Origin of the sequence: Pseudomonas sp. NPDC090233 (genome assembly GCF_044772285.1) — a bacterium.
GTDB lineage: Bacteria > Pseudomonadota > Gammaproteobacteria > Pseudomonadales > Pseudomonadaceae > Aquipseudomonas.
This window is the reverse complement of the sequence record NZ_JBIVYQ010000006.1, coordinates 256,824-278,459: the sequence shown is the minus strand read 5'-3', so window position 1 is coordinate 278,459 and position 21,636 is coordinate 256,824. Positions and strand designations below refer to the sequence as shown.

Genomic DNA, 21,636 nt, shown 5'->3' with positions numbered 1-21,636 from the left:
GGGCCCGGTACAGGAGCGGGCCCGTTTTGGAGTCGACGATGAAAGACTGGCTGGACGAGATCAAGTGGAACAGCGATGGCCTGGTACCGGCGATCGCCCAGGACCACAAGACCGGACGCGTGCTGATGATGGCCTGGATGAACCGCGAATCGCTGGCGCTGACTGCCGCCGAGCAACGTGCCATCTATTGGTCGCGTTCGCGTGGCAAGCTTTGGCGCAAGGGCGAAGAGTCAGGCCATGTGCAGAAGCTGCACGAGATGCGCCTGGACTGCGATGCCGACGTGATCATCCTGATGGTCGAGCAACTGGGCCATATCGCCTGCCATACCGGCCGTGAAAGCTGCTTCTACCGCGTCTTCGAAGCCGGCCAGTGGAAAACCGTCGACCCGGTATTGAAAGACCCGGATGCCATCTACAGCGCAGGACACTGACATGAGCGACACCCTCAACCGCCTGGCCGAAGTGCTCGAAGAACGCAAGCACGCGGCCGCCGACAGCTCCTACGTGGCCAGCCTGTACCACAAGGGCCTGAACAAGATTCTGGAAAAGCTCGGCGAAGAGTCCGTCGAGACCATCATCGCGGCCAAAGATGCTGCGGTGAGCAAGGATTACAGCGATGTCATCTATGAAACCGCCGACCTGTGGTTTCATAGCCTGGTCATGCTCAGCGCGCTGGGCCAGCATCCACAAGCCGTGCTCGATGAGCTGGAGCGCCGTTTCGGCCTTTCCGGGCACGATGAAAAAGCCGCGCGCCAGCCGTCGGCCTGAGTACAGAGAATTCTAGGAGAGCACCATGGGTATTTTTGACTGGAAACACTGGATCGTCCTGCTGGTCGTCGTCGTGCTGGTATTCGGCACCAAGAAGCTGAAAAACTTCGGCAGCGACCTGGGCGAATCGATCAAGGGCTTCCGCAAAGCCATGAACGAAGAAGAAACCAAGCCGGCCGAGCCAACTGCGCCGCCCGCTCAGCCAGTGCCGCCGGTACAGGCCACCCAGCAGCAGCCCGCCGCGCCGCAGCAGGGGCATACCATCGAGGGCCAGGCCCAGCCGGTCCAAGAGCCGCAGCGGAAAGACTGAGCCATGTTCGGCATCAGCTTCAGTGAGTTGCTGCTCGTCGGCCTGGTCGCGTTGCTGGTGCTCGGCCCCGAGCGCCTGCCCGGCGCCGCGCGTACCGCGGGGCTGTGGATTGGCCGGCTCAAGCGCAGCTTCAATGCGATCAAGATGGAGGTCGAGCGCGAGATTGGCGCCGACGACATCCGCCGCCAGTTGCACAACGAGCACATCCTGCAGATGGAACAGGAAGCCAAGCGCATCCTCAACCCGCTGACGCCGCCGGCCCAGCCGCCCGCCCCTGCGGCAACCGAACAGCCAGCCGTTACGCCTGCGCCTGAGCAGCCCGCCCCGCCTCAACCGCCGCGAGCCCCATGAGCGAAAAACCGCAAGACGACCAGCCGATGCCGCTGGTCTCGCACCTGACCGAACTGCGCACCCGCCTGCTGCGCTGCGTGGCCGCGATCTTCCTGATCTTCGCCGGGCTGTTCTCCTTCGCCCAGCAGATCTACACCCTGGTCTCGGCGCCGCTGCGCGACCACTTGCCGGCCAACGCGACGATGATCGCCACCGATGTGGCCTCGCCGTTCCTGACGCCGTTCAAGCTGACCATGATCGTCTCGCTGTTCCTGGCGATCCCGTTTATCCTCCAGCAGATCTGGGGCTTCATCGCACCGGGGCTGTACCGCCACGAAAAACGCATCGCCATCCCGCTGCTGGTGTCGAGCATCTTGCTGTTCTACGCCGGCATGGCTTTCGCCTACTTCCTGGTGTTCCCGCTGATGTTCAAGTTCTTCGCCGCCGCCACCCCGGATGGCGTGGCGATGATGACCGACATCGCCAACTACCTCGACTTCGTCATGACCCTGTTCTTCGCCTTCGGCGTGGCCTTCGAGATCCCGGTGGCGGTGGTGCTGCTGGTGTGGATTGGCGTGGTCGATGTGCAATACCTGAAGAAGATCCGCCCCTATGTGATCATCGGCTGCTTCGTGGTCGGCATGATCCTCACCCCGCCGGACATCTTCTCGCAGACCCTGCTCGCCGTGCCGATGTGGCTGTTGTTCGAGATCGGCGTGCTGTGTGGCAGCCTGATCCGCAAGCGCAGCCACGGCGACGATGAAGCGGCCAACGACCACAACGACCAGCCGCCAGCGACCCAACCGTGAACCTGTTGCTTCTTGAAGAGGCCGACTTCGTCTCGGCCGACCGCGTGGTCCTTGCCGATCGGCGCTTCACCCACATGCAGGACATCCACCGCGTGGCGGTGGGCGACAGCCTGCGCGTGGGCCGCATCAATGGCCTGATGGGCAGCGCCACGGTGGTGCGCCTTGAACAGCACGAAGCCGAACTGCAGGTCGGCTTCGACCAACCGCCGCCGGCCAAGCTGCCACTGACCCTGGTGCTGGCCGTGCCACGGCCGAAGATGCTGCGCCGGCTGTTCCAGACCGTGGCCACCCTGGGGGTACAACGGTTGATCCTGGTCAACAGCTACAAGGTCGAGAAAAGTTTCTGGCAGACGCCGTTTCTCAACCCGGAAAGCATCCGCGACAACCTGATCCTGGGCCTGGAGCAGGCCCGCGACACGGTGCTGCCCGAGGTGATCATCGAGAAGCGCTTCAAGCCCTTCGTCGAAGACCGCCTGCCCGCCATCGCCGAGGGCACCCTCGGCCTGGTCGGCCACCCCGGCCCCTACCCCGCCTGCCCCCGCGCGGTGGAAGGCCCCGTGACCCTGGCGATCGGCCCCGAAGGTGGCTGGATCCCCTACGAAGTTGACTTGCTGAACAAAGCCGGCCTGGCGCCGGTACAGCTGGGCGAGCGTATCCTGCGCGTGGAAACCGCCGTAACCGCCCTGCTCTCGAGAATTTTCTGACAGGCGGGTCAACTTCCAACCATCAAGTTTCCCCGGCGCAGGCCGATGGCTATGGCAACACAACAATAAGCCGTGCTGCCACGTTGCCGGGGAGTCGAACATGTACCGATGGTTTTCCCAATCGCTGGGGAATGTAAGCGTCAATCGCAAGTTGGGGCTGGGCTTCGGCCTGGTGTTATTAATGACCTTGGCCATCACCCTCACCGGGTGGCTGGGCATGGACAGCATCATCAACCGCGGTGACAAGCTGGGTAATATCTCGGTCATCCAGCAGTACACCCAGGACCTGCGCATCGCCCGCCAGCACTACGAGCGCAAGCCGGACCCGGCATCGATCAGTGATCTGGAACAGGCGCTGGGCACCCTTGAGCGCCAGGTGCAGTTCATGCTCGGCCAGATCGAGCAGCCTGCCGATCACCAGCGCCTGGAACAACAGCTGGAGGCGATCCGCCTGTACCGCCAGGCGTTCGCGGAACTCAAGCAAGGTGCCGGCGAACCAGCGCTGCAACGCATGGCCGATCAAGGCACCGTGCTGCTCCAGACCAGCCAGGCCATGACCGCTTCGCAAACCCAAGTGCGTGATGCCGGCGCCAGCCAGGCCAAAGCCATGCTGGCCGGGGCCACTGCCTTGGCAATGATCCTGGGGCTGCTTGCCGCCTGGGCCATCACCCGGCAGATCATCATCCCCCTGCGCCAGACCCTGGCAGCCGCCGAACGGGTTGCCAGCGGCGACCTGCGCCACGACCTGCACAGCGACCGACGCGACGAACTCGGCCAGCTGCAGGCCAGCATGCAGCGCATGACCCAGGGCCTGCGCGAACTGATCGGCGGCATCGGCGACGGTGTCACCCAGATCGCCAGCGCCGCCGAGGAGCTGTCGGCCGTCACCGAGCAGACCAGCGCCGGGGTCAACAATCAAAAGGTCGAAACCGACCAGGTCGCGACCGCCATGAACGAAATGGCCGCCACCGTGCATGAAGTGGCGCGCAATGCCGAACAGGCCTCGGAAGCGGCACTGGCGGCCGACCAGCAGGCCCGCGAGGGTGATCGGGTGGTCAGCGAGGCCGTCGCGCAAATCGAGCGCCTGGCCCGCGAAGTGGTGAATTCCAGCGAAGCGATGAACCAGCTCAAGGCCGAAAGCGACAAGATCGGCAGCGTGCTCGATGTGATCAAGTCGGTGGCCCAGCAAACCAACCTGCTGGCGCTCAACGCGGCCATCGAAGCGGCCCGTGCCGGCGAAGCCGGCCGTGGCTTTGCCGTGGTCGCCGACGAAGTGCGCAGCCTGGCCCAACGTACCCAACAATCCACCGAAGAGATCGAAGAACTGATCGCCGGCCTGCAAAGCGGCACCCAGCGGGTCGCCAGCGTGATGGACGCCAGTCGCCAGCTCACCGACAGCAGTGTCGAGCTGACCCGCCGTGCCGGTGGCTCACTGGATACCATCACCCGCACCGTGTCGTCGATTCAGGCGATGAACCAGCAGATCGCCACGGCGGCCGAGCAACAAAGCGCGACGGCCGAAGAGATCAACCGCAGCGTGATGAATGTACGGGACATCTCCGACCAGACTTCAGCCGCGAGCGAGGAAACGGCCAGTTCCAGTGTCGAGCTGGCGCGCCTGGGCACGCACCTGCAGGGCCTGGTCGGGCGTTTCAAACTCTGACGGAATCTACATCCCACAAATCAGGGTGAAATTTCCTACCTGATTTTCAGGTCAAGTCCTACGCACTCTCCGCCGATGGGCAGGGGGTCATGCTAGCGAAGTGCTGGTATGGCTCCCTACTCAACTGGATGGAGACTTGCCATGTTCGGCTACCTCAACCGCAGCCTCGGCAATATCAGTGTCGGCGCCAAACTCGCCCTGGGCTTCGCCGTGGTGCTGCTGCTCACCCTGGCTACCACGGTCAGTGGCTGGCGCGCCCTGGATGGCGCCATCAGCCGCTCGCAAGAACTCAGCGAAATCGGCCTGATCAACGACCTGGTCAAAGACCTGCGCGCCGAGCGCATCACCTATCGGGTGTTCGCCGACGACGCCAGCAAGACGCAGATCAACAACCTCCTGCAACAACTGCAAACCATGCTGACGTCACTGCAGCAACGCAGCAGTGACGATGAAACACGCCAGATCCTCAGCCAGAAGCTGCAGTTGCTGCAACGCCTGCGCGACCACTTCGCCACCCTGCAATCACTCAACAATGCGACCGCAGAACGTGTCGAACAGCTGCACAACGATATGGAGCGGATGGGCAACGAACTGGGCGCCGTCAGCCTGGAGCTGAGCGAGCGCAAGATCGAGCAGCGCGACAGCGAAGCCCTGGCCGCTCGCTCGTTGCTGACCAGCGTCGCCCTGCTGGCGCTGGTGGTGGGCACGCTGGCCGGTTGGCTGATCACCCTGCAGATCACCCAGCCGCTGCGCCAGACCCTGGCCGTGGCAGCACGCATCGCGCGCGGCGACCTGGGCCAGGTGGAACCCGTGCAGCGCCTTGATGAAATGGGCCAGCTGCAGGCCAGCATGCGCGAAATGACCCTGAGCCTGCGCGAGCTGATCGGCGGTATCGATCAGGGCGTCGGCCATCTGTCACAGGCGGCCACGCAACTGGCGGCCAGCAGCGAAGACACCAAGCTGCGCATCAACCAGCAGCGCGAGGAAACCGATCAGGTGGCCACCGCCATGAACCAGATGAGCGCAACGGTGCAGGAAGTCGCGCAAAATGCCGAGCAGGCGTCGATGGCGGCGACCCATGCCGACCAGCAGGCGCAGGTAGGCGACCAGGTGGTGGCTGAAGCCATCGACCACATCGAGCAGCTGGCCAGGCAGATGGACGACTGCCTTCGTGCCATGCGGCACCTGGCCGGGGAAGGCCAGCGCATCGGCAGCATTCTCGATGTGATCAAGTCGGTATCCGAGCAAACCAACCTGCTGGCCCTGAACGCTGCCATCGAGGCCGCGCGTGCTGGCGAGGCCGGGCGGGGCTTTGCCGTGGTCGCCGACGAGGTACGCGGGCTGGCCCAGCGCACCCAGCACTCCACCGAAGAGATCGAGCAGCTGATTGAAAGCCTGCACAGCGGCACCGACGAGGTCACAGGCCTGCTCGACGACAGCAAGCGCCTGACCGAACAGAGCGTCGAGCTGAGCCGCAAGGCGGGGCATGCGTTAAGCCAGATCACCGATACGGTCTCGAACATCCAGGGCATGAACCAGCAGATCGCCACGGCCAGCGAGGAGCAGAGCGTGGTGGCCGAAGAGATCAACCGCAGCGTGCTCAGCGTGCGCGATGGGTCGGACCAGACCAGCGCGGCCAGTGAGCAGACGGCGGCTTCCAGTGGGGAGCTGGAGCAGTTGGGGCGGCAGTTGCGGGGGATGGTGGGGCGGTTCAGCCTTTGAGAGAGCAGGGGCCGCTTCGCGGCCCCAACACTTACAGCACCTGGCGCAGGAAGGCCTGGGCTCGCGGATCCTTCGGCGAATCAAAGAATTCCACTGGCGAGGAATCTTCCAGCAGCTTGCCATGGTCGAAGAACAGCACCCGGTCTGCCACTTCCCGTGCAAAGCCCATTTCATGGGTTACGCAGACCATTGTCATGCCTTCCTGAGCCAGGGTCTTCATCACGTCCAGCACCTCGCCGACCATTTCCGGGTCGAGCGCCGAGGTCGGCTCGTCGAACAGCATCACCTTGGGCTCCATCGCCAGCGCCCGGGCAATCGCCACCCGCTGCTGCTGCCCTCCGGACAACCGCGACGGGTACTCGTTGGCCTTCTGCGAAATTCCCACCTTCTCCAGCAGCGCCCGCGCCTTGGCCTCGCGCTCGGCCTTGCCGCGCTTGCGCACGACCTTTTGCGCCAGGCACAGGTTCTCCAGCACGGTCATGTGCGGGAACAGGTTGAAATGCTGGAACACCATGCCGACTTCGCGGCGGTAGGCGTTGATGTCGGTCTTCGGATCGGCCAGTTGCACGCCGTTGATGGCGACAGACCCTTGGTCGAAATGCTCCAGGCCATTGAGGCAGCGCAGAAAGGTCGACTTGCCCGAGCCCGACGGCCCGAGCACCACCACCACTTCGCCCTTGGCCACCTGGGTGGTGACGTTGTCCACCGCGCGCACGACTTGGCCACGGGTGTCGAAGACTTTCAGCAGGTCACGGACTTCAATCACTTTGCGCAAGCCTCCGCTCGAGCCGGCTGGCCAGGTGCGACAGCGGCAGGTTGATCAGCAGGTACAGGCCTGCCACGCAGAACCAGATCTCGAAGGTCGAGAACGAGGTGGTGATGGCCTCGCGGCCGCTCTTGGTCAGTTCGGTGATGGCGATCACCGACACCAGCGAGGTGTCCTTGACCAGGCTGATGAACTGCCCGGCCAGCGGTGGCAGCACGCGCTTGAAGGCCTGCGGCAGGATCACGTGGCGCATCGACTGGCCGGCATTCAGGCCCAGCGAGCGGGCGGCCTCGTTCTGGCCCTTGGCGATCGACTGCACGCCAGCACGGACGATTTCGGCCACGTAGGCGCCGGTGAACAGCGCCAACGCCGCTACCCCTGCAAACTCACGGGACAGGTTGAGCACGGTGCCGATGAAGAAGTAGAAGATGAATATCTGCACCAGCAGCGGCGTGCCGCGCACCAGTTCGACATAGACGGTCGACAGGTCGCGCAGGGTCGGGTTGTTCGACAGCCGGCACAAGCCTGCGAACAGGCCGATCACCAGGCCCAATGCCCCGGACACCACCGACAGCCACAAGGTGGTCCACAGGCCCCAGGCCAGCGGGCCGGCCGCCCAATGGCGGGTGACGCCGATCTGGTCGCCTTCGGCAACGTCGTCACCGCGGCTCAGTTGCAGGCTGTCCTTGGCCACGTCGAGCACTTGCTCATCGCCGTTCTCGTCCTTCAGCGTAACGCGGGCGTTATCGCCGGAGACGACGATTTCCTGCACCGTGCCGTAGCCGGCGGCGCGCTGCGCTTCTTCGGCCTGATAGGCGAAGTATTGCGGTACGCGGTTCCAGCGCCACTCGTAGGAGATCATCGAGGTGGCCAGGTACAGGCTGATCGCCAGGCCCACCAGGACCAGCGCGGTCAGCGCGTGCCAGGGCCATTGGGCTTTCTTGTGTTTGATCACGTGGGTACGTCCGTAAATGCGAACGCGCAGGGTTTACCTGCGCGTCGGGGTCAAAGCCTGGGGCTTGTGGCCTGGGCCTTATTCCATTTCCTTCAGCCAGTCCTTGTTCTTGAACCACTTGTCGTGGATACGATCGTAGGTCCCGTCATGCTTGATCTGGTGCAGGAAGTTGTTGATGAAGTTGATGCTGTCGTAGTCGCCCTTCTTCAGCCCGAACGCCAGCGGCTCGTAGGTGAAGGGTTCTTCGAGGAACAGCAGTTTGCCAGCGCCGGCCTTTTCCACTGCCACCACGTTGTACGGCGCGTCGTAGACGAAAGCGTCGGCCTTGCCGTTGACTACGTCCATCACCGCTTCCTGCTCGTTGTCGTAGCCGTGGTACTTGGCTTTGGCGATCAGCTTCTTGGCGACCATCTCGCCGGTGGTGCCGAGCTTGGAGGTGAGGCGGTACTTCTCGTTGTTCAGGTCCTTGTACGACTTGATCTCGCCCGCCAGTTCCTTGCGGATCAGCAGGGTCTGGCCGACCACGATGAAGGGTTCGCTGAAGTTCAGGCGCAGGTTGCGTTCCTGGGTCAGGGTCATGCCGCTGCCGATCATGTCGAACTTGTCGGTCAGCAGGGCCGGGATGATGCCGTCGTAGGCGGTAGATACAGCCTCGAACTTGACGCCCATGGATTTGGCCATGGCTTTGAGGATATCGACTTCGAAGCCGATGATCTCGCCACGCTTGTTGGTCATCTGGAACGGCATGTAGGTGGGGTCCATGCCCACCCGCAGGGTGCCGCGCTTGACCGCGTCGTCGATGGCGCCGGCCTGGGCCGAAGCCACTGCAACCAGCGCGGTGACGCCGACCAGCAGTCGCGAAAGGTATTTCTTCATCATCACCAAGTCCCCTAGCAAGAAATGTAGCGAATCTTATCGTTGGCTCGGCCGTACCGGCCGGCGTGATTTACCGGGGAAGGATGCTAACGCATGGCGGCCCTGGGACCTAGAGCCGGGGGGGACTTTGTTGGCCAAAAACAACATCGCGGATGAATCCGCTCCTAGTAGGAGTGGATTCATCCGCGATAACGATTGATCAGGCGCCGACGAGTGCCGGTTGGCCCTCATTCTGCGGATGCAGCGGCAACAATGGCGAATGCGGGTCGTTGCTGATCGAAGCACGCCACACGTCGATCCAGGCCGCATTGTGCTCGGCCCACACCTGCTCGTGCAGGCGGCTCATCGCCACCGGATCACTGAGCAAGGCCAGGCGGGTATTCAGGTCCAGGCCTTGTGGCCCAACCTCGATCGCCTTGGCCACGCGTTCAGCACGCAGCGCTTCGATCGGCGCAGCCTGGCCATGCCGGGCAGTAGCCATGGCGCACGCCAGGGCGTTCTGCCGCGGATCGACCACAGCACGCACGAAGCCGTCGTGCAGGGCATGCCAGCGGTTCTCGTGGGTGTACTGGTCGGTTGCCAGCAGTTCCTGCGGCGTTGCGTATTCCTCGGGGATGAGGAACAGCTTCTCGTCCTTGGCCGCCAGGCCCAGGCGGGTGCGGCTGGAAATCACCGACACCGGGATCGACAACACCAGCGAACCGACGATCGGCGCCAGCCACCACAGGAAGCTCGGATTCAGCCAGGCCACCAGCGCGGCCCAGGCGAAGCCCAGCAGGGTCTGCGGACCATGGCGGCGCACCGCCTCGCTCCACGGCGTGGAGTCGTCGTCACGCTGTGGCGAGTTCCAGGTCGCCGCCCAGCCGAGGAACGCGGCCAGCACGAAGCGGGTATGGAAGATCATCCGCACCGGCGCCAGCAGCATGGAGAACAGCATCTCCATCAGCATCGACAGGGTGACCTTGAAACGCCCGCCGAACTCGACCGCGCCCTTGGCCCAGATCAGGATGATGCTGAGCAGCTTGGGCAGGAACAGCAGCACGATGGTGGTGGAGAACAGCGCGACGGCCTTCTCCGGGTGCCACTGCGGCCACAACGGGTAGAGCTGGTACGGCTCGATGAAGTATTGCGGCTCCATCAGCGTGTTGGTCGCCAGCAGCGCGGTCGACAGCACCAGGAAGAAGAACCACAACGGCGCCGACAGGTACGACATCACCCCGGTGAGGAACACCGCACGGTGCACCGGGTGCATGCCCTTGACCAGGAACAGGCGGAAGTTCATCAGGTTGCCGTGGCACCAGCGGCGGTCACGCTTGAGCTCGTCGAGCAGGTTCGGCGGCAGTTCTTCGTAGCTGCCCGGCAGGTCGTAGGCGATCCACACGCCCCAGCCGGCACGGCGCATCAGCGCAGCTTCGACGAAGTCATGGGAAAGGATGGCCCCGGCGAATGCGCCTTTGCCCGGCAACGGCGCCAGGGCGCAGTGCTCGATGAACGGCTTCATGCGAATGATCGCGTTGTGGCCCCAGTAGTGCGACTCGCCCAGCTGCCAGAAGTGCAGGCCGGCGGTGAACAGCGGGCCGTACACGCGGGTGGCGAACTGCTGCATGCGCGCATACAGGGTATCCATGCCCGACGCCTTGGGCGCGGTCTGGATGATGCCGGCGTCCGGGTTGGCCTCCATCAGGCGCACCAGGCTGCTCAGGCACTCGCCGCTCATGACGCTGTCGGCGTCGAGCACGACCATGTACTTGTATTCGCCACCCCAGCGACGGCAGAAGTCGTCCAGGTTGCCGCTCTTGCGTTTCACACGGCGACGGCGGCGGCGATAGAAGATGCGGCCGAAGCCTTTGGTTTCGCGGCACACGTCCAGCCAGGCCTGTTGCTCGGCCACGGCGATGTCGGTGTCGTTAGTGTCGCTGAGGACGAAGAAGTCGAAGCGGTCGAGGTTGCCGCTGGCGGCGACCGACTCGAACGTCGCACGCAGGCCGGCGAATACGCGCGGCACGTCTTCATTGCAGATCGGCATCACCAGAGCGGTACGCGCCTCGGGTGCAATCGGCTCGCTGCCGGCACTGCTGCCGGAGATACGGTACTTGTCACGCCCGGTGAGCAACTCGAGGAAGCCCATCAGTGCGGTCCAGAAGCCCGCCGAGACCCAGCAGAAGAGAATACCGAAGAGGATCAGGATGGACGTCTGCAGGGCATACGGCCAGACCTGCACCACGGTGTCCCAGATCGGCTGGTTGACCACTTCGTTGAGGTCGACGAACGACCAGCCCTGGTACGGCAGAATGCCCTTCATGTACCAGCCGGCGACGATGGTCTGGCCGATCATCAGGGCCAGCAGGATGTAGCGGCGAATCGAGCCGACCGTGCGCCAGCGCGCCTTGGGCAGCTCGCGTTTCTCTGGCTGTGGGGCATTGGTACGGCCGGTCATGCGCCGCCACATGCGAATCAGCACGTTGGTGCGCCACGGTTCCGGCACCACGCGGGTACGCTTGATCGGCGGAGCGATCTTCAGGCACAGCCGGCCACTGCCGTCGACGCCGAGCATCTCGGCGTCCTCCAGCTCGGTGGCGCTGCCCACGGTCAGGCGTGGGCCCACCGAGGCCTGCACGGCCTCGGTGGAGTTGGCGGCCGGGTTGGCCGCCAGACGTTGGTGCAGCTCGCTGAACGAGGAGCAGCTGGCGAGTTCCGCGCGCTGCTCGTCGCTCAGTGGGAGGTGGGCCAGGTATTCGCCAAGCGATTCCGGCCTTGCGCTTGAGTTACTCATCGGCAGGCAACTGATAGCTCCAGGTCTCGGTCAGCACCTGTTCGGTGGTGGCCGGGGTCCCGTTGGTGGACGCCGCGTCGGCGGCAGGTTGTTCGGCCTTGGCTGGCTCCTGTGCCTTGGCGGTTTTTTCGTGCTTGGCGTGCTTGGCGGCGGCCTTTTCCTGCTTGGTTTCCTCGGCAGGCTTGGCCGGCTCGACCGGCACATCACGCACCAGCGCAGCGCGCATTTCGGTGGACTTGTTGGCTTCCTTGACCTTCAGTCGCAGGGTCAGGCGCCAGCCTTTGGTCTCCGGGTTGTAGCGCAGGTTGTTCTCGACCACCTCGGCGTTGTCGCCGACGCTGATCTGGCTGCGTACCGCAGCGTCTTCTGGCAGGGCAGCCAGGGCGGCGCCAGCGAAGTCGACCAGGAAGGCCACGCTGCCATCTGGCTGGCGGATCAGGTTAGATTGCTTGACGTCACCGGTAGAGCGCATGGTCTGGGTAACCGAACCCACATCCTTGGCCTGGAACTTGGCCTCGTCGATGGTCCAGTGCAGGCGGTAGGCGTATTCGAACGGCTTGCCTGGCTCCGGCAGGGTCTCCGGGCTCCAGAACGCAACGATATTGTCGTTGGTTTCGTCGGCGGTCGGGATCTCGACCAGATCGACGGTGCCTTTGCCCCAGTCGCCCTTAGGCTCGATCCAGGCGCTTGGACGCTTCTGGTAGTTGTCGTCGAGGTCTTCGTAGTCCTTGAAGTCGCGATGACGCTGCATCAGGCCGAAACCACGCGGGTTCTCCACGCTGAAGTTGCTCACGGCCAGGTGTTTCGGGTTGTTCAGCGGGCGCCAGATCCATTCGCCATTACCGGCATGGATCGACAGGCCTTCGGAATCGTGCAGGGCCGGACGGTAGTTCATGACCTTGGACGGCTGGTTAGGGCCGAACAGGTACATGCTGGTCAGCGGCGCGACACCCAGGCGGCTGACGTGATCACGCAGGAACACGCGCGACTGCACGTCGACCACGGTGTCGTTGCCTGGGCGCAGGATCAGCTTGTAGGCACCGGTGGAACGTGGCGAGTCCAGCAGGGCGTAGATCACCAGGTGCTTGTCGGCCGGCTTGGGCTTCTCAACCCAGAACTCGGTGAAGCGCGGGAACTCTTCGCCCGACGGCAGCGCGGTGTCGATGGCCAGGCCACGGGCCGACAGGCCGTACACGTGCCCCTTGCCGACCACGCGAAAATAGCTGGCCCCCAGCAGGGTCATGATTTCATCCTGCTTGTCGGCCTTGTTGATCGGGTACAACACACGGAAACCGGCGTAACCCAGGTTCTTGGTGGTTTCCGGGTCGTGTGGCACGTCACCGAACTCGAAGCGGCTCGGGTCGTACTTGATTTCCTCGACCTTGCTGGCGGTGACTTCGTTGATCTTCACCGGCGTGTCGAAGTGCATGCCCTGGTGGTAGAAGGACAGCTTGAAGGGGGTCTTGTCCTTGGCCCACTCCGCTTTCTCTTGCAGGAAGTGAATCTTCTGGTAGTCGGCGAACTTCATGTCGCGGAAGACTGCCGGCAGGTTACTTTTCGGTGCTTCGTACTTCTGGCCGGCCAGATCCTTTGCCTTGGCTGCAACATCGTCAAGATTGAATGCCCACAGCTGGCCCGCGCTCATCAGGCCTGCCAGTGCCACACTGGCCATCAGGGCCTTTCGTAGCCGTGTGCCGGGGATTCTTGATGCTTTTTGGGGACTAACAATCACGAGCAACCCTCGCCGAAAACAGATCATGAAACCAACGGCCAGCGACAAATGCCGGGTTGGCGAGCACTGTTCGGACCCCGTGAGGGCGTAATGATTCCCCAAACGGTGTCAGACAATGCTCGAGTAAGAGTAATACGAACCTACGAACGCAGGTCCGTGCAGCGCGCGATTATCCAGCAGGTCGCGTTACAACGCATCAGGCTGAACCAACTATTTATCGTACAAAACGCCTTGTTTCTCTATAAACAAGGGGTTTTTTTGCTCATATTTGTAACAAGAATGTCACAGGGCCATCATTGACCAGATGGACCTGCATATCCGCACCGAAACGCCCGCTCGCCACAGTGGGGTGTTGGCCCTGGGCCTGCTGTAAAAGATAGCCGAACAATTCCGCACCCAGTGCCGGCGGTGCAGCCGTCGAAAAGCCCGGGCGCATGCCGCTTCGCGTGTCCGCCGCCAGGGTGAACTGGGACACCAGCAGCAAGCCGCCGCCGACATCCTTGAGCGACAGGTTCATCTTGCCCTGCTCATCGCTGAACACGCGATAGTTGAGCAGCTTGTGCAACAGCTTATCGGCATGTTCCCGGGTATCTTCAGGCTCGACGGCCACCAGCACCAGCAGGCCCTGGTCGACGGCGCCGACGATCTCGCCGGCCACCTCTACCCGTGCCCCGCGCACGCGCTGCAGCAGCCCCCTCATGCTTCTTCCAGAGGCAGATCAAGCAGCCGCCGTGCCATCTGGTCGGCAGCACGCACCAGGGCATCGGTGATGCCCGGTTCGGAGGCCGCGTGGCCAGCGTCGCGGATGACCTTCAGCTCACTGTTCGGCCAGGCCTGGTGCAACGCCCAGGCGTTGTCCAACGGGCAGATCACGTCGTAACGGCCATGCACGATCACCGCCGGCAAGTGGGCGATCTTCGGCAGGTCGCGGATCAACTGGTCCGGTTCGAGGAAGGCATTGTTCATGAAGTAGTGGCATTCGATCCGCGCGATCGACAGCGCCCGCTGTGGCTCGGAGAAGCGGTCGACTACCAGCGGGTTCGGGCGCAGCGTGGCGGTGCGGCCCTCCCAGGTGGACCAGGCCTTGGCCGCGTGCATCTGGGCGATCTGGTCGTTGCCGGTGAGGCGCTTGTGGAAGGCCTTGACCAGGTCACCGCGCTCCTCCGGCGGGATCGGCGCGATGTAGTCCTGCCAATAGTCTGGGAACAGGCGGCTGGCGCCCTCCTGGTAGAACCATTCGATTTCTTGCGGGCGGCACAGGAAGATGCCGCGAAGGATCAGGCCATGCACGCGTTCGGGATGGGTCTGGGCGTAGGCCAACGCCAGCGTCGAACCCCAGGACCCACCGAACAGCACCCACTTGTCGATGCCAAGGTGCTCGCGAATGCGCTCCAGGTCCTCGACCAGGTGCCAGGTGGTGTTGTTCTCCAGGCTCGCATGCGGTGTGGAGCGGCCACAACCGCGCTGGTCGAAGGTGATGATGCGGTACAGGTTGGGGTCGAAATAGCAGCGGCTCTGGGCATCGCAACCCGCGCCCGGCCCACCATGGATGAACACCACAGGCAGACCTTCCGGCGAGCCACTTTCATCGACATACAGCACATGCGGCGCTTCCACGGCCAGATCGTGCCGGGCGTAGGGTTTGATCTGCGGGTACAGGGTCTGCATTGCGCACTCCGTGTGAGGTTTGGGTCGACCGTTGGCCATCATAAACCTGAATTGCGCTTTGAGCATGCCCGAAGTGCTGGCGCAGTCGAGACACGCCCAGAGCAGCGACAGGTTCAGGCTCCGGCATAACTAACTACCTCAACCGGCCTGCGCTAGCCAGCCACTGTTCGTCGCCCTATAACACGCTATGGAACGACCATGCCAACCGACAGCACCCCTACCGCTCCCGGCCTTCATTACTCGATCATCGAGCGCGCCCTGCCGAGCTGGATGAAACAGGCCCCGCCTGAAACCCACCGCGCCATGCGCAATTGGAAGCAGGCGCCGGCCTGGTTGGATGCCGCCATCCAGCATCAGCCAGAGGTCGCAAGGGCTTGGCAGCAGGAACACGCCCTGCATCGCCAGCACCAGACGCAAATCAACGCGATGTTCGATTCGCTCCCCGACCTGCACAATTTCGCCAAAAAGCTGCTGACAGAAGCCATCAGCAACCGGTTTGGCGTCACTCTCGACGTTGAGCGCACCTACCTGGTCGACGCCCGCCTGATCGACAGCGCCAACGCCCGCGATGGCCGCCAGGCCGTCGAGCGGGCAACCCGTTCATTGCTGCACTGCGCCCTGCATAACTTCGACCCGGCCAGCGCCCTCGAAAATGGCATGGACGCGCCCAACGCCCTGCTGAAGAAATCCGTCATTCTGGACCACCGACGGTTCATGGGCACCGTGCCGATCACCAATGCCTTGAGTATCCCGGCAGAAGCGTTCGCCGAGCTGTGCCGCACGCTGGACATCGGCCGCGCCTACCATGACCGGGTTCATGCTATCTACTACCCTCCTGCCACCGCGAATCAGACTGCCGATGAGAGGGCGCTTGACGTGTACCAGGCCTTGGGCAGGGCCGAGGTATCGGCATTCAGGCAGTCCCTGCACTTTGCCAGGCTCAAGGGCGACATCAGCGAAACACTGTACCGCGCCGCCCTTGCCGCACCCTTGGACCGCAACCCAACGGCAAACGAGGCCCAGGCCGTTACCTTCAGCCTGCTCAAGCTCTGGGAAACCGAACTGACTGGCGTCGTCTTGATCACCGCTCAGATTCAAGGCCAACATGTCTTCGCCCTGTACATCCCCGAAGACAGCGACACGCCTCTCCAGGAGTTTCCCTCGCTGCCAGCCCTGCACACCGCGCTACGCGACCGATTGCAGGCAAACCTCTCCTACCTGGACACGCACATCCCCGACCGCGACAAGGCCTTGATCGGCGCTCGCCTGCAGCAACGCCTGGCACCGCTCGGTTGGAGCACCCGCGGCATGCATGAGCCCGTGCCTGACCCACACGCCACGTTACATCCGCTTCTTCAACCTTTTGGTTATGGGTTCCAGGGCGTCATGGCCTTCCAGAAATCCGAACGCCATGAAATGGACGTGCTGTTCCATGCCATCCCCACCGAAATCGTCGACCGGCGCACCGCCCAGGCTCACCGCGAACTGATTGCCGGTCGGGCGCTGAGCGCCTTGAACATTGCTGGCTTCTTCGTACCTGGCCTGGGTGAGGCAATGCTGGCCGTTTGCGTCAGCCAGCTGGCCTACGAAGTGTATGAAGGCATCGAAGCGTGGCACAACGATGAACGCGATACCGCCTACGGCTACATGATCGACGTCATCGAGAACGTGGCCCTCATGGCCGCGCTGAGCGCCGCAGCCAAAGCACTCAAAGGTCCAGGCAGCGGCGAAGCAGGTGCCGAGAAAGAAGCGCCCGTAGTGGAGCGTATTCCAGTGGAAACGCCCTCTTTCATTGAAGAGCTGCACGACGTGGAGATGCCCGATGGCAAGGTTCTCCTGTGGAAGCCCGACCTTACGCCTTACCGCAGCAGCGAAGCACTCCCCAACGGCCTGGAGCCCGATCAGCTGGGGCTGCGTCAGCATCAAAGCCAGCAGTGGCTGATGCTGGAGGGTCACCAGTACATCGTGCAGGCGTCGCCAGCCAGTGGCGAGCATCGTCTGGTGCATCCGAGCAGGCCGCGGGCCTATCGTCCCCCGCTGCGCCATAACGGCGCAGGTGCCTGGTTGCTACCCCTGGAGCAGCCTGAGCAATGGCCACTGCCGACCCTACTGCGGCGCATGGGCCAAACGCACCTGGGCATCAGCGAACAGACGGCGCTGGACATGCTGCGCGTCAGCGACATCAGCGAAGATGTACTTCGTCGCGCCCTGGCCGAGAATCAGCGCTTGCCCGCCCTGCTCGAAGACACCCTGACGCGCTTCAAGATGGATCAGATCGTGCGCGAGCGAAGCAGCGAAGGCAGCCTGGCTGTCGAATTCGAACGTGCCTATCGACGGCTACCCGCGAGCCAGCTAGCGGGCGGTGAGCTGATCCAGCGTGTCTATCCCAACCTGCCCACTGCCGTGACCGACGAGTTGCTGCGCATGGCCAACACCGACGAACTGCAAGCCCTCAGAACGGGCAAAGTGCCCCTGCGCCTGGCCGAAGAAATACGTGTTTATCAGCAACAGATCCGGCTTGCCCGCGCCTACGAAGGGCTTTACCTGGAGGGCGCGCAAAGCTGGGACAACGACCGCCTGATCATTCATGCACTCGAGCAGCTCCCTGGCTGGCCAACGGAGACCAGGCTGGAACTCCGAGAGCATCGCTACTGGCCAGGCCAACGCGCCAGTGTCGGGCCAGTTTCGGCCCATCAGCAAAGCGTCATTACCCGCGCCGAGGCTGGCTATATTGTCCACGCGCTTGACCACGCAGACGCACCCGTCATCCCCCACCCTACGCTGTTCTCGGCGCTGCACAGTGCGCTGCCCGAAGCGATGCAGCAGCTGGGCATTGCCGACGCGAACCAGCTGCGCCACAGCCTTCAACGAAGCCCTCTGCTGCCCCGTGCTCGACTGCGCAATGCGCTGAGCATGCAGAGCGTCCGGCCAGGCTATCGCTCCCCCATGCGGCTTGCCGATGGCCGCCTGGGTTATCCGTTGAGTGGTGGCCTGCCCACGCCCCCTGTGATTTCCCGCCAGGCCCTGCTCGACGCGGTGGCGGCAACCGGCCTGAGCGAAAACACCCATCGCTCGGCTGAGCAGGTACTGATGACACTGGCTCGGCGAGGCCTCAGCCAAGTGCAGATCCTCGAACGGCTGCAGGTGCTGCTGGAACAGCGCATCGAGCTGCAAAGCAGGTTGGATGACTGGAGCGCGGACGTCTCGCCAGCAGCGGACCAAAGCGCGCGTGAGCACGAGCGTTTGCGCAGCGCGATCATGCAACACTGGTACGACACGGCGCTGGAGGAGGACAACCAGCATCCCACAGTACTCGGCCTGGAGCGCGTTTCCCTGGCCAATATCCCGTTGAATCTGCCCGCATCGTTCACCCAGCGCGTGAGCAGGCTGAGGCTGTTCGACCTGGCGCCGGAAAACCTTGCCAGCTGGGCGCAGCACGAACGCCTACTGCAACGTTTGCTGCGCCAGTTCGCACACCTCGAAGAACTGGAAATCAGCCGCCCTTATAACCCCCGGTCAACCCCGTCGGCGTTTCTGTTCAGCATGCCGACGATCACAGAGCAGCTGCCAGGCCTGCGCGTTTTGACCATGACCAACCAGAACATCTCACTGACCGCGACCGACATCGACTTGCTTGCCGGCCTCCCCGAACTCAGGCGGCTCGACCTGCGAGGCAACCGCTTTGCCCCAAACAACAGCCCGAGTCTGCACGAACTGTCGTTGGATTACCTTGGCCTGGACAACCTGCAGCTGAGCCAATGGCCCATCGGCCTGGGCAGCGATGCTCTGGGGCGGATCGCGCATGTTTCGCTACGCAATAACAACCTGCGTTCACTGCCCGCATTCCTGTTCAATGAAACAGAGGTCGCGCTGAGCCACGCGGTGATCTCACTGGAGGGCAACGACATCAGCGAGGACCATCTACAGCGCCTGTTGCTGAACGAAAACAGGCTGGTCTCGCACATAAACGTGGACCGTTCAGCGGCGCTGATCGAACGGCTCGAACGCATGAGCCGAGAGCGGCAGCAGCTGCGCGAAGCCATAGAGGGTTGGCTCCACGCTTCCAGTTCAAGCAATCCCTTGACCCAGGCCATCATGGAAGGCAGGGAGCGCATTGCATCGGCAATCAACCATTTCTGGCAAAACCAGGAGCGAGGGCTGCAATACCTGCGATTGCAACTGGAAGATGCGGCACTGGAGCATGTTCCCAGCCGGCTGCCTGAATTCTTCACCGAGCGCGTGAATGCACTGACCTTGACCAGGATGAGCGGCGCCACATCCCAGCTCGATGACTTACTCAGCCGCTTTCCCAACATCACCCGTTTGACCATCGATGCCCACGTCGACGCCATGCAGACCCTGCCATCGGCCCTGTCTCGCCTGCCACGCCTGGCTCACCTGGAATTTCGCAACGTGGGGCTGGAGGTCGATCAACCGATGATAGATACCTTCGCTCAGCTGCCCCACCTCACCACGCTGGATATTTCCGGCAATCGAATGGGGACCATTACCCAGGTACCGACCAGCTTCGCCACGCGCCTGACCGCATTGACCCTCAGCAACATGGGCCTGCAAAGCTGGCCGAGCTGGTGCGAACGATTGTTGCCGCTGGAGCTGCTGGACTTGAGCACGAACAATATTTCGCAGCTCCCGGACTACATACTGCAGAACCTGGAAAATCCAATGCCCATCTCATCGATCGCGCTGTTCGAGAACCCACTGGCGCTCGACACCATTCTGCGTCTTCGCGCCTATTCGGAAAGCCAGCACAGCTTCACCTTCGCCATGGATGCCAACGCCTTGCTGGTCACCGAAAGCTCGGACGAAGGTTCGCTCTCTGACCATCCACATTTTCCGCTGGCCGGTGACGACACGCCGAGGGTCGAGTTATGGGCGCTGGGTAACGCTGCGCAGAACGAAGCCCTACATGATTGCTGGAACACGCTGGAGCAGTCGGAAGACGGCGGCAACCTGCTACGCCTGGCTGGACGTTTGCGCAATGCTGCGCCGTATGTCGATGCCACATCGCAAGCCGCCTTTTGTGAACGCGTGCGCCTGATGCTGGTCACTGCGGCGACCGACGAGCACATGAGGCCAACCATGAGCGCAATCGCTGCAGAGGGGTTGCCCGACCCTGTCACGGGTTTCCAGACCTGCCACGATGGCGCGCTTCAGGCGTTCAACAATATTGAGCTGCTGGTCATGAACAGCAGAGTGCTGATCGATGCCGGCGATTCATTGCAAGCGCTGTTCAAGCGCCTGCGCCAACTCTACCGGATGGGGCAGTTGGAACTGCTGGCGAGCCAGCGCACGGCGCAGGGCGATCATGTCTCAGTGCGCCTTGCCTATCGCCGCGAACTCGCCGCCGAACTGGACTTGCCGATTGCCGACGTGATGCGTTTTCGCAGCGCGGCCCAGCTAGCCCATGGCGAAGTGGCCAATGTCCTGGAGCAGGTACGCCGCCGTGAAAACAGTGATGGGTTGCTGCAATACCTGATGGCGAACGCTTACTGGACCGACCGCCTGCGTGCCGAACACGCCGAACGCTTTTCCAGCATCGTCGAGCGTTTCGGCGAGCGCGTCCAAGAATTGAGTGCGTTGGATTTACCCTTGAAGGACGAGTTGTCGCTGCAGCAGGGCCTCTACAACGACAAGGAGCAGGAGCAGACGGAGCTGCTTGAGGAGCTGACCCGCCAGTACATCGCACGCAACTGACCGGTTGCAGTGCCCCCTCCAAGGGGGCACTGCCAGTTAATGACCGTAACGGCTCTTGCCCCAGCTCAACACAGTCTTCAGCAGATCGCGCAAGACAGCTTGCGTGGGTGTAGCCAGGTCCTGTCGGTAAGCGAAAGGCTCTTCCTCTTGCATATAGGTGCTTTGCGCCAGCTCCAGTTGCACCGCGTGAACGTGATTGGCAGGGTCGCCATAGTGGCGGGTGATGTGGCCACCCTTGAAGCGGCCGTTGAGCACATGACTGTAGCCCTGGGCCTCAGCACACACATTCTTTAGCTGCTCGGCCAGATCTGGATCGCAGCTGGCACCATTGAACGTGCCCAGGTTGAAGTCCGGCAATTTGCCTTCGAACAGGTGCGGGATCAGCGAACGGATCGAGTGGGCGTCCCACAACAGTGCGTAGCCATGGACTTCGCGCAACCGCGCCAGCTCTTGCTGGATTGTATTGTGGTAGGGGCGCCAGATCTGTTCCAGATAAGTGCTGCGCTCTTCGGCGCTCGGCTCCAAGCCTGGCTTGAACAGCGGTTCCCCTTCGAACAGCGTGCCGGGGTACAAGCCGGTAGTCGCGCCGGCGTACAGCGGCTTGTCGTCATCCGGCCGGTTCAGGTCGATGACGAAGCGCGAATACTCCGCTGCCACCACGCTCGCCCCCAGCTCACGAGCAAAATCGTAAAGACGCGGGATGTGCCAGTCGGTGTCGGGCAGGCTGCGCGCCGCCTCGACCAACCCCTTGTCTACGGCCGGGGTCAGCTTCACGCCCGCATGGGGCATGCTGATCAGCAGGGGCGAACTGCCCTGGTGGAAACTCAGTACCTTGTCCATCTCGC

Annotated in this window: 16 protein-coding genes and 2 pseudogenes; 10 read left to right on the top strand and 8 right to left on the bottom strand. The window is 63.0% G+C overall.

The features are described 5' to 3' along the window. The first annotated feature begins 38 nt into the window (after window positions 1–38). The 9 genes and pseudogenes from hisI to ACIQUF_RS18485 all read left to right on the top strand — a co-directional run bounded on the left by hisI (window position 39) and on the right by ACIQUF_RS18485 (window position 6,306). A complete protein-coding gene (gene hisI / locus ACIQUF_RS18525; protein ID WP_159412421.1) occupies window positions 39–431 on the top strand; it encodes a phosphoribosyl-AMP cyclohydrolase in 393 nt (130 codons plus the stop codon). A gap of 1 nt (window position 432) precedes the next feature. Beyond that, window positions 433–768, top strand: coding sequence for a phosphoribosyl-ATP diphosphatase (locus tag ACIQUF_RS18520; protein ID WP_400796552.1), 336 nt, complete (start codon window positions 433–435; stop codon window positions 766–768). Window positions 769–793: 25 nt separating this feature from the next. Continuing rightward, window positions 794–1,078, top strand: a complete 285-nt coding sequence (locus ACIQUF_RS18515) for a twin-arginine translocase TatA/TatE family subunit (protein WP_403134006.1) — start codon at window positions 794–796, stop codon at window positions 1,076–1,078. A 3-nt stretch (window positions 1,079–1,081) separates the two neighbouring features. Continuing rightward, window positions 1,082–1,408: pseudogene (tatB, locus tag ACIQUF_RS18510) on the top strand (Sec-independent protein translocase protein TatB); the annotation flags it as partial. 17 nt (window positions 1,409–1,425) lie between these two features. Then, window positions 1,426–2,217 carry a twin-arginine translocase subunit TatC gene (tatC, locus tag ACIQUF_RS18505; protein WP_403134003.1) on the top strand — a complete coding sequence of 264 codons (792 nt, stop codon included), beginning with the start codon at window positions 1,426–1,428 and terminating at the stop codon, window positions 2,215–2,217. Then, window positions 2,214–2,921 (top strand): 16S rRNA (uracil(1498)-N(3))-methyltransferase, encoded by a 708-nt coding sequence (locus ACIQUF_RS18500; RefSeq protein ID WP_403134000.1) that lies wholly within the window; start codon window positions 2,214–2,216, stop codon window positions 2,919–2,921. Before tatC ends, ACIQUF_RS18500 begins: the two co-directional genes overlap by 4 nt. 100 nt (window positions 2,922–3,021) lie before the next feature. Beyond that, a complete protein-coding gene (locus ACIQUF_RS18495) occupies window positions 3,022–4,584 on the top strand; it encodes a methyl-accepting chemotaxis protein (protein WP_403133998.1) in 1,563 nt (520 codons plus the stop codon). Window positions 4,585–4,692: 108 nt separating this feature from the next. Further along, window positions 4,693–5,403, top strand: a pseudogene (locus ACIQUF_RS18490) (methyl-accepting chemotaxis protein); the annotation flags it as partial. 9 nt (window positions 5,404–5,412) lie between these two features. After that, window positions 5,413–6,306 (top strand): methyl-accepting chemotaxis protein, encoded by an 894-nt coding sequence (locus ACIQUF_RS18485; protein WP_403134468.1) that lies wholly within the window; start codon window positions 5,413–5,415, stop codon window positions 6,304–6,306. Window positions 6,307–6,337: 31 nt separating this feature from the next. On the opposite strand, the gene ACIQUF_RS18480 is transcribed toward ACIQUF_RS18485, so the two are convergent. The 7 genes from ACIQUF_RS18480 to pip form a co-directional block, all read right to left on the bottom strand. Continuing rightward, on the bottom strand, window positions 6,338–7,072 hold the full coding sequence (locus tag ACIQUF_RS18480; RefSeq protein ID WP_403134466.1) for an amino acid ABC transporter ATP-binding protein: 735 nt from the start codon (window positions 7,070–7,072) through the stop codon (window positions 6,338–6,340). Beyond that, window positions 7,065–8,027, bottom strand: coding sequence for an amino acid ABC transporter permease (locus ACIQUF_RS18475; RefSeq protein WP_403133996.1), 963 nt, complete (start codon window positions 8,025–8,027; stop codon window positions 7,065–7,067). Before ACIQUF_RS18475 ends, ACIQUF_RS18480 begins: the two co-directional genes overlap by 8 nt. 78 nt (window positions 8,028–8,105) lie before the next feature. Beyond that, window positions 8,106–8,903 carry a transporter substrate-binding domain-containing protein gene (locus ACIQUF_RS18470; RefSeq protein WP_400797121.1) on the bottom strand — a complete coding sequence of 266 codons (798 nt, stop codon included), beginning with the start codon at window positions 8,901–8,903 and terminating at the stop codon, window positions 8,106–8,108. A 199-nt stretch (window positions 8,904–9,102) separates the two neighbouring features. Next, the gene (gene mdoH / locus ACIQUF_RS18465) at window positions 9,103–11,676 is read right to left on the bottom strand and encodes a glucans biosynthesis glucosyltransferase MdoH (protein WP_403133994.1); all 2,574 of its coding nucleotides are present in this window, start codon (window positions 11,674–11,676) and stop codon (window positions 9,103–9,105) included. Further along, window positions 11,669–13,408 (bottom strand): glucan biosynthesis protein G, encoded by a 1,740-nt coding sequence (locus tag ACIQUF_RS18460; RefSeq protein ID WP_403133992.1) that lies wholly within the window; start codon window positions 13,406–13,408, stop codon window positions 11,669–11,671. The genes mdoH and ACIQUF_RS18460 overlap by 8 nt, the downstream gene beginning before the upstream one ends. A gap of 262 nt (window positions 13,409–13,670) precedes the next feature. After that, complete coding sequence (dtd, locus tag ACIQUF_RS18455; protein WP_403133990.1) at window positions 13,671–14,108, bottom strand: D-aminoacyl-tRNA deacylase; 438 nt, start codon at window positions 14,106–14,108, stop codon at window positions 13,671–13,673. Next, complete coding sequence (pip, locus tag ACIQUF_RS18450) at window positions 14,105–15,076, bottom strand: prolyl aminopeptidase (RefSeq protein ID WP_016489576.1); 972 nt, start codon at window positions 15,074–15,076, stop codon at window positions 14,105–14,107. Before pip ends, dtd begins: the two co-directional genes overlap by 4 nt. Before the next feature lie 198 nt (window positions 15,077–15,274). On the opposite strand from pip, the gene ACIQUF_RS18445 reads away from it, so the two are divergent. Then, window positions 15,275–20,791 (top strand): dermonecrotic toxin domain-containing protein, encoded by a 5,517-nt coding sequence (locus ACIQUF_RS18445; RefSeq protein ID WP_403133987.1) that lies wholly within the window; start codon window positions 15,275–15,277, stop codon window positions 20,789–20,791. Window positions 20,792–20,827: 36 nt separating this feature from the next. Here ACIQUF_RS18445 and hutG read toward each other — a convergent pair whose 3' ends face one another. After that, window positions 20,828–21,631, bottom strand: coding sequence for an N-formylglutamate deformylase (gene hutG, locus ACIQUF_RS18440; RefSeq protein WP_403133985.1), 804 nt, complete (start codon window positions 21,629–21,631; stop codon window positions 20,828–20,830). Window positions 21,632–21,636 lie beyond the last annotated feature (5 nt).

Excerpts from the sequence above, each read along its gene's own strand:
- hisI (WP_159412421.1), top strand. The coding sequence starts at position 39 with ATGAAAGACTGGCTGGACGAGATCAAGTGGAACAGCGATGGCCTGGTA.
- tatC (WP_403134003.1), top strand. The coding sequence starts at position 1,426 with ATGAGCGAAAAACCGCAAGACGACCAGCCGATGCCGCTGGTCTCGCAC.
- ACIQUF_RS18520 (WP_400796552.1), top strand. The coding sequence starts at position 433 with ATGAGCGACACCCTCAACCGCCTGGCCGAAGTGCTCGAAGAACGCAAG.
- ACIQUF_RS18445 (WP_403133987.1), top strand. The coding sequence starts at position 15,275 with ATGCCAACCGACAGCACCCCTACCGCTCCCGGCCTTCATTACTCGATC.
- hutG (WP_403133985.1), bottom strand. The coding sequence starts at position 21,631 with ATGGACAAGGTACTGAGTTTCCACCAGGGCAGTTCGCCCCTGCTGATC.
- pip (WP_016489576.1), bottom strand. The coding sequence starts at position 15,076 with ATGCAGACCCTGTACCCGCAGATCAAACCCTACGCCCGGCACGATCTG.
- ACIQUF_RS18495 (WP_403133998.1), top strand. The coding sequence starts at position 3,022 with ATGTACCGATGGTTTTCCCAATCGCTGGGGAATGTAAGCGTCAATCGC.
- ACIQUF_RS18515 (WP_403134006.1), top strand. The coding sequence starts at position 794 with ATGGGTATTTTTGACTGGAAACACTGGATCGTCCTGCTGGTCGTCGTC.
- dtd (WP_403133990.1), bottom strand. The coding sequence starts at position 14,108 with ATGAGGGGGCTGCTGCAGCGCGTGCGCGGGGCACGGGTAGAGGTGGCC.
- ACIQUF_RS18485 (WP_403134468.1), top strand. The coding sequence starts at position 5,413 with ATGGGCCAGCTGCAGGCCAGCATGCGCGAAATGACCCTGAGCCTGCGC.
- mdoH (WP_403133994.1), bottom strand. The coding sequence starts at position 11,676 with ATGAGTAACTCAAGCGCAAGGCCGGAATCGCTTGGCGAATACCTGGCC.
- ACIQUF_RS18470 (WP_400797121.1), bottom strand. The coding sequence starts at position 8,903 with ATGAAGAAATACCTTTCGCGACTGCTGGTCGGCGTCACCGCGCTGGTT.